Source organism: Paenibacillus hemerocallicola (assembly GCF_006265175.1).
Classification (GTDB): domain Bacteria; phylum Bacillota; class Bacilli; order Paenibacillales; family NBRC-103111; genus Paenibacillus_AB; species Paenibacillus_AB hemerocallicola.
In genome coordinates, this window is sequence record NZ_VDCQ01000061.1 from 53,586 (window position 1) to 64,946 (window position 11,361).

At 59.9% G+C, this 11,361-nt stretch carries 10 protein-coding genes; 9 read left to right on the forward strand and 1 reads right to left on the reverse strand.

The annotated features are described in order from the left end of the window. The first annotated feature begins 15 nt into the window (after positions 1-15). The 9 genes from FE784_RS31210 (at position 16) to FE784_RS41225 (ending at position 10,982) form a co-directional block, all read left to right on the forward strand. The gene (locus FE784_RS31210) at positions 16-855 is read left to right on the forward strand and encodes an ABC transporter permease (RefSeq protein WP_139606185.1); all 840 of its coding nucleotides are present in this window, start codon (positions 16-18) and stop codon (positions 853-855) included. A gap of 50 nt (positions 856-905) precedes the next feature. Continuing rightward, positions 906-1,946 carry an ABC transporter substrate-binding protein gene (locus tag FE784_RS31215; protein ID WP_139606186.1) on the forward strand — a complete coding sequence of 347 codons (1,041 nt, stop codon included), beginning with the start codon at positions 906-908 and terminating at the stop codon, positions 1,944-1,946. A gap of 28 nt (positions 1,947-1,974) precedes the next feature. Next, positions 1,975-3,342, forward strand: coding sequence for an LLM class flavin-dependent oxidoreductase (locus FE784_RS31220; protein WP_139606187.1), 1,368 nt, complete (start codon positions 1,975-1,977; stop codon positions 3,340-3,342). Between the two features lie 37 nt (positions 3,343-3,379). After that, positions 3,380-4,144 (forward strand): class II aldolase/adducin family protein, encoded by a 765-nt coding sequence (locus FE784_RS31225; RefSeq protein WP_139606188.1) that lies wholly within the window; start codon positions 3,380-3,382, stop codon positions 4,142-4,144. Between the two features lie 15 nt (positions 4,145-4,159). Then, a complete protein-coding gene (gene cysK / locus FE784_RS31230) occupies positions 4,160-5,095 on the forward strand; it encodes a cysteine synthase A (RefSeq protein WP_139606189.1) in 936 nt (311 codons plus the stop codon). A gap of 279 nt (positions 5,096-5,374) precedes the next feature. Then, the gene (locus FE784_RS31235) at positions 5,375-6,982 is read left to right on the forward strand and encodes a gamma-glutamyltransferase family protein (protein ID WP_139606190.1); all 1,608 of its coding nucleotides are present in this window, start codon (positions 5,375-5,377) and stop codon (positions 6,980-6,982) included. 126 nt (positions 6,983-7,108) lie between these two features. Continuing rightward, a complete protein-coding gene (locus tag FE784_RS31240) occupies positions 7,109-8,839 on the forward strand; it encodes an ABC transporter ATP-binding protein (protein WP_139606191.1) in 1,731 nt (576 codons plus the stop codon). Then, positions 8,832-10,658 carry an ABC transporter ATP-binding protein gene (locus tag FE784_RS31245; RefSeq protein WP_139606192.1) on the forward strand — a complete coding sequence of 609 codons (1,827 nt, stop codon included), beginning with the start codon at positions 8,832-8,834 and terminating at the stop codon, positions 10,656-10,658. The genes FE784_RS31240 and FE784_RS31245 overlap by 8 nt, the downstream gene beginning before the upstream one ends. 81 nt (positions 10,659-10,739) lie before the next feature. Further along, positions 10,740-10,982, forward strand: coding sequence for a hypothetical protein (locus tag FE784_RS41225; protein ID WP_176706658.1), 243 nt, complete (start codon positions 10,740-10,742; stop codon positions 10,980-10,982). Positions 10,983-11,172: 190 nt separating this feature from the next. Here the strand turns inward: FE784_RS41225 and FE784_RS41655 are convergent. After that, positions 11,173-11,361, reverse strand: a 189-nt coding sequence (locus FE784_RS41655) for a hypothetical protein (protein WP_218103839.1), incomplete at its 5' end; no start/stop codon positions are given.

Consider the following 11,361-nt stretch of genomic DNA (forward strand, 5'->3'; position numbering starts at 1 on the left):
CGGGAGGGGGCACCCATGAGTGAGCAAGCGGAAGTATTGGCCGTACCGGCGGCAGCGGGCGAGAGCAAATCGGCGTTCGGCTTGAAATGGAAGGAGCGGCTCGTCACGGCGGTACTCGGAGGGCTGCTGCCCGTACTTGTCGTGCTCGGCTGGCAATGGATGGGGGACGCCGGACGAATCGATACGTTTTTCATTCCGACGCCGCTCATGATCGCGGCCGCCTTCCGTGAGCTGATCGCGTCCGGCGAGCTGGTCGGTCACCTCATCGTCAGCTTGAAACGCGCGGCGGCGGGATTTGCGGTGGGCGGCGCGCTCGGTCTCGCGTTCGGCATCCTCGTCGGTTTCTCGCGGCGGACGGAGAGCTATCTCGATCCGACCTTTCAGATGCTGCGGATGATTCCGCATTTGGCGCTTTCTCCGCTGATCATTCTCTGGTTCGGCTTCGGGGAGACGTCGAAGGTGTTCATCATCGCGAACGGAGCGTTTTTCCCGCTCTACATCAATACGTTTCTCGGCATCCGCAATGTGGACAACAAGCTGTTCGAGGTGTCGGATGTGCTGGAGTTCAGCAGGTTCAAGCAAATTACGCGGCTCGTGCTGCCGTCGTCGGTACCGAACATTTTGCTCGGTCTCCGGCTGTCGCTGGCGATTTCGTGGCTCGGGCTTGTCGTAGCCGAGATGATCGGCTCCAAGGAAGGAATCGGCTATTTGATCCATTTCGGGCAATCGAATTCGCGTACGGAGCTCATTTTCGTAGGCATTATTATTTTCGCCATTATAGGAAAGCTGGTCGACTCGCTCGTCCGGCTGCTGGACCGCAAGCTGCTGGGCTGGCGGGACAGCTATAAAGGATAGACGGCCGCTTCCGCGACCAACAAACGATTATTACGGGAGGAACGACAACGATGAGCAGGGGCAAACGAAAAAACGGAACGGCAAAATTAGGACTGGCATTGGCACTACTATTGATCCTTCTCGTTCTGCAGGCATGCGGCAAAAGCGGGGAATTGACTCAGGGAAGCAGCGGCGGAAGCGCGGCTCCCGCAACGGGAGAGCCTAAGCGCGATGTGCCGGCCGTACTGAACTTCGGCTTCGTGGGAAGCACGAAATGGCCGACCGGCGCCGAGGGCTGGGGCTTCTACAAGGGCATCATCCAGGAGGAGCTGAAAAAGTACGGCATTACGGAAGTGAAGGTGACCGGCTTCAAAATCGGCCCGGACCTGAACGAAGCCGTTATAAGCGAGCGGGTCGACCTCGGCAGCTCCGGTGACACGCCGGCGATTAACGCGCGGGCGACCGGCGCCAAGACGAAGCTCATTACGCAGCCGGATATCGAATCGGTCAGCGTCCTGATCGCCAAAAACGACGGTCCGAAATCGGTCGCGGAGCTGAAAGGCAAAACGGTAGCGGTCGTCAAAGGCTCTCTCATGCACCGGTATATCGTGGGCTTGCTGAAGGAGCAAAACGTCAAGGACGTCAAGCTGATCAGCATCGGCAGCAACACGGCGGATTCGCTGGCCGCGCTGTCTCGCGGAGAGGTCGACGCGGTGGCCGCGACCGATTATCTGGTCTATAACCTGATGCAGAAGGGCGGCTACACGATATTGGACGATGCCCGCAAGCATCCGGACCTGCTGGCGACGACGGCGATCGTGGCGACGGACAAATATTTGTCCAAATTCCCCGACTTCCCGAAAATTTGGAACGAGGTTCGCTTGAAGGCGCTGAACGACCTGAAGGCCCATGCCGAGGAGTATTACAAATTCGTCGCAGAGAATACCGGTACGCCGCTCGAGGGCGTCAGGGAGCTGTACCCGGTCGACAGCATTTCGGCCGTCAATTTCACCGATGCGGGACTGAAACGGCTGGAAGGCTCCAAAAAGTTTCTGGTCGAGGAGAAGCTGGCGGAAAAAGATTTCGATCTGAATCAATGGATCGCCAAATAACACTCACATACGAGCGGGAGGGGCAACTATGGGAAACGGGATCAACAAAAAGAAACAGCTGAAGCTGGCAACCTTCTTATCCGGCTTCGGCTCCAATATAGCCGGGTGGAGGCATCCGGGTACGCCGTCGGACGCGGCGGTCAACCTGGATCTGTACATCGAGGTGGCGAAAATCGCCGAGGCGGGCAAGTTCGACTTTCTGTTCAACGCCGATTCGGCCTATATAACGAAAGACTCGACGCCGTATTTTCTGAGCCGGTTCGAGCCGGCGACCGTATTGTCCGCCATTGCCGCGGTGACGAAAAACCTCGGCTTGGTCGGCACGTTCTCGACCTCGTACAGCGAACCGTTCACGACGGCCAGACAGCTGGCGTCGCTCGACAAGCTGAGCGGAGGCCGGGCCGGCTGGAACGCCGTCACCTCGGCGCTCGAAGGCGTGGCGCGCAATTTCAGCCACGATACGCTGATGGAGCACGGCTTGCGGTACCGGGTGGCGAGCGAATATATCGAAATCGTGAAAGGGCTGTGGGATTCGTGGGAGGACGACGCGTTCGTCCGCGACAAGGAGAGCGGCCAATACGTCGATCTGGACAAAATGCATACGCTCGACCATAAAGGCGAATTTTTCTCGGTGCAAGGTCCGCTCAATATCGAGAGATCGCCTCAGGGCAGGCCGATCGTCTTCCAGGCGGGCGGCTCGGAGGAAGGACGGGATTTGGCCGCGCGCGAGGCGGACGGCATTTATTCGAGATATACCGATTACGAGCCCGCCCGCGCGTTCTCCGAGGATATCAAGCGCAGAGCGGTCGCCTACGGGCGTTCGCCCGGCGACATTCTCATCTTCCCGGCGATTACGCCGATCGTGGGCGAGACGAAGGAAGAGGCCGACTACAAATACGAGCAGACGAGCAAATACGTCGACATCGATTTGGCTATTCAATATATGAGCCGATTTTTCAGCTTCTTTAACTTCAAGCAATTCCCGTTGGACGAACCGCTCCCCGAGCTGGGGGATATCGGCAAAAACAGCTTCAAATCGACCGCGGAGCTTTATTTGAAAATGGCCAAGGACGAAAATTTGACGCTTCGCCAGCTTGCGCTGCGAGTCATCAGCCCGAAAGGAAATTATATCGGCACACCGGTTCAGGTGGCGGACAATATCCAGTCGCTGTTCGAGACCGGCGTCGTGGACGGCTTCGTGCTTTCGCCGCATGTCAATCCGGAAGGGCTGCGCGATTTCGTCGAGCAAGTCGTGCCGATTTTGCAGGACCGCGGCGTTTTCCGCGCCGATTACGAGTCGTCGACGCTGCGCGGCAATCTCGGTCTGACGTACCCGGAGAACCGCTATACGAAGGCGCGCAGGGAACAATCCGCTTCCGCTACTTTGCAGGCTTGAACGATCGTTATTTCATTAAAGCGAGGAGAGATCCGTCATGACTCAACAAGGCGCCCAGCCCGGCATAGCGAGACCCCAGCCGCCCGTATTCGCCAGCTTCGAGGAGGAGAGGCAGCATCGCAAGGAGCGGCTCGCGGCCGCCTGCCGCATTTTTCACAAGCTCAGCTTCGAGGAAGGAGTAATGGGGCACATTTCCGTGCGCGACCCGGAGAGGACCGACCACTACTGGACGAATCCTTACGCCTTCAGCTTCGGCGCCATCCGGGCCAGCGACCTGGTCCTTTACAACTTCAAGGGAGAGATCGTCGAGGGCAACACGAAGTTCATTCATCGCGGCGGCACGCTCATCCATATTCCGATTCTGGAGACGCGCCCGGACGTCATATCGGCGGTCCACACGCATTCCATCTACGGCAGAGCCTGGTCTACGCTTGGCCGGCTGCTCGACCCGATATCGGCGGAGGCGGCGGTGTTCTACAACAAACACGCAATTTATGACAGCTTCGAGCACGGAGAGGGCTACAGCCTCGCTCAAGCGATCGGCGACAACCGGGCGCTGCTGCTGAAAAATCACGGCATCGTCACTGTCGGCCAAAGCGTGGACGAAGCGGCCTATTTGTTCGTTTCCATGGAGAAGGCGTGCCAGGTGCAGCTGCTGGCCGAGACGGCCGGAAAGCCGGTATCGCTCAGTCCGAAGCATGCCGAGGAGGTGGCGAACCGGGTGACGCCGTACGTCGGTTGGCTCAATTTTCAGCCGATGTTTCAAGGTATCGTCAAGGAGCAGCCGGACTTGCTGCAATAAAGGAGGAGGCGCAAGGTGGCGGCTAAATTGGTTGACAGCATCACGGAGCTGATCGGCGGCACGCCCGCCGTCCGTTTGAATCGGTTGACGGACGAGCGGGACGCCGAAGTATACGTCAAGCTGGAATATTTCAATCCGAGCGGCAGCGTGAAGGATCGGGCGGCTTACAACTTGATCGCCCAGGCGGAGAAGGACGGCTTGCTGCGGCCCGGCGCGACGATTATCGAGCCGACCAGCGGCAATACCGGCATCGGACTCGCGATGAATGCTGCGGCGAAAGGCTATCGGGCTATCTTGGTCATGCCGGGCAACATGACCAAGGAGCGCGTCAACTTATTGAAGGCGTACGGCGCTGAGGTCGTGTTGACGCCGGCAGCCGAGCGGATGCCCGGAGCGATCCGCAAAGCGCTCGAATTGGCCGAGGACATTCCCGGCAGCTTCATCCCCCAGCAGTTCGAGAACAAGGCCAACCCGGACATTCACCGGAGGACGACCGCTCTCGAAATATTGGAGCAGACCGGAGGCAGGCTCGACGCCTTCGTTGCCACTTCGGGCACCGGGGGGACGATCACCGGGACGGGCGAAGTATTGAAGGAAGCCATTCCGGGCATTCGGGTGCTCGTAGTCGAGCCGAAAGGCTCGCCGGTGCTGTCCGGCGGCAAGCCGGGTCCGCACAAGCTGGTGGGCACGAGCCCCGGATTTATTCCGGCCATCCTGAACCGCGACGTCTACGACGAAATCGTGCAGGTGGCCGACGAGGACGCCATAGCGACCACCCGCGCGCTGGCGGCGAAGGAGGGCATACTCGTCGGTCCTTCGAGCGGGGCGTCGGTATGGGCCGCCCTGCAGGAGGCGAGAAGGCTCGGCCCCGGCAAGCGGGTGCTGAGCATCGCACCGGATACGGGCGAGCGGTATTTGAGCATGAATATTTTCCAGGACGAAATCAAATAAATCGGCTGTCCATCAAGGGTGTTTCCGACGATCGGATTCGAGACACCCTTTTTGGACGTCAACGGATAAGCCCGCGCCGGAAATAGAGGAATACCCCGGCCGGATCGCGAAAGTCTTCTATACTATATGGCAGAGGATGGGGCCGTCATGGTTTCCCTTCGATTGTGCCCTTGATCGCAAATAACGGAATCGTTCCTTTCCCGGATCCCGATTCCGCAAGCTCATCTTCAACTTTCTTTACCCGATCCTTAAAAACATCTCGAACAGGAGGCCCGATCCATGCAGTTCGATGCCCATTATCATCCTTATCCTTCTTATCGCGCGCCCGTCTACTCCATAAACGGAATGGTCGCCACGTCCCAGCCGCTGGCGGCGCAGGCCGGATTGGATATTTTGAAGAAGGGCGGCAACGCGATCGATGCGGCCATCGCGACGGCGGCGGCGCTAACCGTGCTGGAGCCGACCTCGAACGGGATCGGCGGAGATGCGTTCGCCCTCGTCTGGACCGGCGGCAAGCTGCACGGGTTGAACGGCAGCGGTCCGTCTCCGGCTTCGATCTCGATCGAAGCGGTGAGGGGGCGAGGATACGAACGAATTCCCGAATACGGGGTCGTTCCCGTAACCGTTCCGGGCGCTCCCGCCGCTTGGGCCGAGCTATCCGCGCGATTCGGACGGTTATCCCTTGCCGAGACGCTCGAGCCGGCGATCCGGTACGCCGAGGAAGGGTATCCGCTGTCGCCTACGCTTGCCTTGCTATGGGGCCGCGCGTTCCAAGCGTATCGGAAATGCGCGGGAGAAGAATTCCGTTCGTGGTTCGGCACTTTCGCTCCCGAAGGCCGCGCGCCGCGCGCGGGCGAGCTGTGGCGCTCCCCGGATCATGCCGAGACGCTGCGTCGCATCGGCGAGACGAATGCGGAGGCGTTCTACAGAGGCGGGCTGGCCGATCGGATCGGCGAATTTGTGGCCGCTTACGGAGGTTTTTTAAGCAAAGCCGATTTGGAAGCCTACAAGCCGGAGTGGGTCGACCCGATCCGGGTCGGGTACCGGGGCTATGACGTTTGGGAAATTCCGCCGAACGGGCAAGGGCTGGTCGCTTTGATCGCCTTGAACATTCTGCAAGGCTTCGAGCTTCGGGGCAGAGAGGACGCGGACACCGTCCACAAGCAGATCGAAGCGATCAAGCTGGCGTTCGCCGACGGCGAGAAATATATTACGGACAGGCGGCGGATGACTGTCGAGGCGAGCCGGTTTTTGACCGAATCGTACGGGCGTCTCCGCGGAAGCCTGATTACGGACCTGGCGGGGCAGCCGGAGGCGGGCGAGCCGACGCAAAGCGGTACGGTCTATTTGGCGACCGCCGACGGCGAAGGGAACATGGTCTCGTTTATCCAGAGCAATTATATGGGCTTCGGCTCCGGCCTGGTCGTGCCGGGAACGGGCATTGCGCTGCAAAACCGCGGCCATTACTTCTCTTTGGACCCGTCCCACGACAATCGGCTGGAGCCGAATAAGCGGACGTACCATACGATCATTCCGGGCTTTCTGACCAAGGACGGAGAGCCTGTCGGGCCGTTCGGCGTCATGGGAGCGGCGATGCAGCCCCAGGGCCACGTGCAGGTCGTGTCGAACGCGATCGATTTCCATCTGCATCCCCAAGCCGCTCTCGACGCTCCAAGGTGGCAGTGGCTGAGAAACAAAGAGGTGCTCGTCGAACCGGGCTTTCCGATTCCGCTCGCGCAGGCGCTCTCCCGCAAAGGCCACGATATCCGCGTCGCGCTGGAATCGACCACGTTCGGCCGCGGGCAGGTCATATGGAGAGACCCCGATTCGGGCGTGCTGTGCGGCGGGACCGACTCCCGGACCGACGGAACGGTGGCGGCATGGTAAGGCCGGACAAAGGGCGGACTCTGCTCTATTCCAGAATCGGCCGGATCAGCCTGAACGCACCGTATGGACTCTATGGACTCCTTGGCGGCGGTTGCCCATTAACGCCGATGCGTACCGGGTGAAGCGATGCGTACATTACTCCCTTTTCTGAAGCCATATCGGATTTCGGCAGCCGTCGCGCTTTCGCTGATGCTGGTCGAGCTTGTCGTGGAGCTTTGCTTTCCGCTGCTGATGGCCAAGCTGATCGACGGGGCGATCCTGCGGCAGGATGTCGGCGCCGCCCTGAAGTGGGGCGGGGTGATGATCGGGCTGGCGCTGTTCGGCTTTGCCGCCGGACTCGTCAACAGCTTTTATGCCGCCGATGTAGCCCAAGGCTTCGCCCACGATATGCGCCGGGCGTTGTTCGGCAAGCTGCAGTCGATGGCCTTCTCCGACTTCCGCGCCTTCTCCCCTTCCTCGCTGATGACGAGGCTGACCGGAGACATTAACCAGATCCAGAATTCCGTCTTTCTCGGACTGCGCGTATTCGTCCGGGCGCCGCTGCTCATTGCCGGCTCGATGATCATGGCGCTGACAGTGGACGCCCGATTGGCGCTGTATCTCGTCGTCGTCACGCCCATTCTGGTTGTCGTGCTCGGCTATACGATCCGCAAAGGGTTCCGGCTGTTCCGTCTCGTTCAGGAGCGGCTGGACAAGCTGAACGGGCTCGTACGCGAAAATTTGATCGGCATGAGGCTGATTCGGGCATACGTGCGCGGCGATCACGAGAAAAACCGGTTTGCGGAAACGAACGGCGACTACATGCGGCGTTCGACCGCAGCCCTCCGCCTGTCCGAGATGACGGTTCCCGGCCTGCTGCTGTTGATGAATGCGAGCGTTCTGCTTATTCTTTGGTTCGGCAGCCGCAGCGTGACGGCTTATGAAACCGAAGTGGGCGATGTGGTCGCCGTCTTGAACTATGCGATCCGCATAACGGGGGCTTATGCGTACTTGTCGATGATCATCACGAGCTTGACGATAGCAAGGGCGGCCCTTAGCCGCTCGGCGGAGGTGCTGGCCGCGGGTTCGAACGAGTTTGGCGCGAACGGTACCGCCGCGGACGGAATACCGCCGGACCGGGCGGATGTGTTATTTGAAGGCGTGGCGTTCGGGTATCCCGATTCGGAGGCGGCCGTGCTTGACGGGATCACGTTCAGCGTAAACGATGGCGAGACCGCCGTCATCATGGGAGCGACCGGGGCGGGCAAAACTTCGCTGCTTCAGCTGCTCCCGCGTCTGTACGAAGCTCGGCGGGGAACCGTGCGCGTCGGCGGGACGGACATCCGCGACATCGAGTTAAGCGTACTGCGCCGGCAAATCGGATACGTTGCCCAAGAGTCGACGCTGTTTGCCGGTACGATCCGGGACAATTTGCTGTGGGGGAGGGAAGACGCTTCGATGGAGGAGGTAGTCGAGGCCGCGAAGCTTGCGCAAATCCACGAAACGATCATGCAGCTGCCCGACGCTTATGAGGCGGTGCTGGAGCAGAAGGGCGCCAATTTGTCCGGCGGCCAGCGCCAGCGTCTGTCCATTGCGAGGGCGCTGCTGCGCAAGCCGAAGCTGCTCCTGCTCGACGACTGCACGAGCGCGCTGGATGCCAGGACGGAGTCGCTGCTCCTCGCCGGCTTAAAGACATGCGGCTGTACGACGCTGCTCGTCACCCAGAAAGCGCAAGCGGCCAGGTGGGCGGATACGGTGCTGCTGCTTGCGGACGGCAAGCTGCTCGCGCAAGGCAAGCACGGCGAATTGCTGGCGCGCTCGGAGACGTACCGATTCATCGTCGAGTCCGAGCGGGAGGAGGCGGCGCATCATGCTTAAAATGCCGGGAGTCGGTTCGCGGTACGGCACGATGCCGCTGCTGAGGCTGAAACGCTCGGGCGGGGGGCCGCCGAAAAAAGGCAAAGTCGAATGGAGCGACCGCATCGGCACATTGAGGAAAATCGGCGCCTACTTGGGCGTTCACCGGAAGCTGCTGGCGCTGGTCGTCTTCATGGTGCTGCTAAGCTCGGCGGCCGGCTTGCTCGGACCTTATTTGCTCGGGGTGGCGGTCGATACGTATTTGGTTCGCAGGGCAGGCGGGAACCTGCTCGTCCTGCTAGCGGGCTTGGCCGGCGTGTATGCGGTCCAGACGGGCGCGACGCTGCTGCAGCATTATTGGATGATCGGGGTCGCCCAGCGAACGGTCGCGCGGATGAGGGAAGATTTGTTCGCGCATCTTCACGCCGTTCCGATCCCTTTCTACGGGAAAAAGCAGCACGGCGAGCTGATGAGCAGGCTGACGAACGACATCGACAACGTGAGCCAGACGCTGAGCAGCTCTTTCATCCAAGTGTTTTCCGGTGTCGTCACATTCGCGGGGATGCTCGGATTTATGCTGGTTCTCAGTCCTCTGCTGACGGTAATCAGCTTGACCGTCATTCCTGTCATGTACGCCGGCATGAAGTGGATTACGGCCCGCACGGGCAAGCTTTTCCGGGAGCAGCAGCGGCATATGGGCGAGCTGGGCGGTTTTATCGAGGAGACGATATCCGGGCAGCTGATCGTCAAATCGTTCTCGCGCGAGCGGGAAAGAATAGCCGCATTCGGGGAGCGAAACGGACGGCTGCGCGCGGCCTCATACTGGGCCCAGACGTATTCGGGCTTCGTCTCCAAACTGGTCATCATGCTGGACAATATGAGCTTCGCCGTCATCGCCGCGGCCGGCAGTCTGCTGGCGATCCAAGGGATCGTCACGGTCGGCGTCATCGTCACCTTTGCCGAATATGCGAGACAGTTCTCGCGTCCGCTGAACCAGCTGGCGACGCAAATCAATACGATGCTGTCGGCGATAGCCGGGGCGGAGCGGGCGTTCGAAATATTGTCCGAGACGAAGGAGAGCGACGGAGACTCTGCCGACGAACTGGCCGCTGTGAAGGGCGAGATCGAATTTTCGCACGTATCTTTCGCTTATGGGGACAAGGGGGATACGTTGACGGATTTGACATTCCGCATCAAGCCGGGCCAAACGGTCGCGCTCGTCGGTCCCACCGGAGCGGGGAAATCGACGGTCGTGCAGCTGCTGACCCGATTCTACGAGCCGAACGGCGGGCACATCCGCATCGACGGCCGCGATATCCGCACGATCCGGAGGCAAAGCCTGCGCCGCCATATGGGCTTCGTGCTGCAGGATACCGTCCTGTTCGACGCGACGGTACGGGACAATATCCGCTATGGCAGGCTGGAGGCAACGGACGGGGAGGTGGAGCGGGCCGCCGAGCTGGCCAATGCTCACTCCTTCATCGCGAAGCTGCCCGAAGGCTACGACACGTTCATCCGCGAAGGCGGCAGCGGCATCAGCCAAGGCCAGAAGCAGCTGCTCGCGATCGCCAGAGCCGTGCTGGCCGACCCGTCGATCCTTATTCTCGACGAGGCGACGAGCAGCATCGATACGGTCACGGAAATCAAAATCCAGCAGGCGCTCTCCCGGCTCATGAAAAACAGGACGAGCGTCGTCGTCGCCCACCGGCTGAGCACGATCCGCCAGGCCGATCTGATCGTCGTGCTGGAGCGCGGGAAAATTGCCGAGCAAGGCTCGCACGAGTCGCTGATGGAACGGCAGGGCGTGTATTGGGAGCTGCACCGGAGCAAGGACGGTTGAGCGGGAATGAACCGCGGTACGGTGCGTATCGGCGGATCGTATCGACCACGGAGCAGGTTGGGCAAGCGGCAGGCGGACCGCTTGCCCGATCCGGAATGCGGAGTGGCCGGAGAGACGGCGGCGGTAGCTAATGTAGCAGAAGCAAAGGCAGAAGCAGAGGCAGAAGCAAAGGCAGAAGCAAAGGCAGAAGCAAAGGCAGAAGCAAAGGCAGAAGCAAAGGCAGAAGCAAAGGCAGAAGCAAAGGCAGAAGCAGCACAACCGGTCATAATGAACCTAATTGCACTAATGGTGGATCCTATTGCCTCGTGCGTCATGATGAACTAAAGTACACCCATGGAGGGCCCTATTACTTCTTGCGTAATGATGTTCATTTTTACCATATTGAGTGAGGTTATCAGTGAGCTTGATCTGATTTCAGCACTATTCGCGTCGATTTCCCTGTTCGGGCCGACCATAGTGCTTGTTTCAACCTTATTTCCTTCAGCGAGCCTGATTTCGAGCGGAATTCATTCGATTATGCCCAAACAAGGTTGATTTCAGCACTATTCGCGTCGGTTTCCCTGTTCGGGCCGACCATAGTGCTTGTTTCAACCTTATATCCTTCAGCGAGCCGGATTTCAAGCGGAATTCGTTCAATTGTGCCCCAAATAAGGTTGGTATGTGCACTATTCGCGTCGATTTCCCTGTTCGGGCCGACCATAGT

What these genes read in the sequence shown, in the direction of transcription:
- FE784_RS31220 (WP_139606187.1), top strand. Translation starts at nt 1,975, where the DNA reads ATGGGAAACGGGATCAACAAAAAGAAACAGCTGAAGCTGGCAACCTTC.
- FE784_RS31235 (WP_139606190.1), top strand. Translation starts at nt 5,375, where the DNA reads ATGCAGTTCGATGCCCATTATCATCCTTATCCTTCTTATCGCGCGCCC.
- FE784_RS31240 (WP_139606191.1), top strand. Translation starts at nt 7,109, where the DNA reads ATGCGTACATTACTCCCTTTTCTGAAGCCATATCGGATTTCGGCAGCC.
- FE784_RS31245 (WP_139606192.1), top strand. Translation starts at nt 8,832, where the DNA reads ATGCTTAAAATGCCGGGAGTCGGTTCGCGGTACGGCACGATGCCGCTG.
- FE784_RS31210 (WP_139606185.1), top strand. Translation starts at nt 16, where the DNA reads ATGAGTGAGCAAGCGGAAGTATTGGCCGTACCGGCGGCAGCGGGCGAG.
- FE784_RS31215 (WP_139606186.1), top strand. Translation starts at nt 906, where the DNA reads ATGAGCAGGGGCAAACGAAAAAACGGAACGGCAAAATTAGGACTGGCA.
- FE784_RS31225 (WP_139606188.1), top strand. Translation starts at nt 3,380, where the DNA reads ATGACTCAACAAGGCGCCCAGCCCGGCATAGCGAGACCCCAGCCGCCC.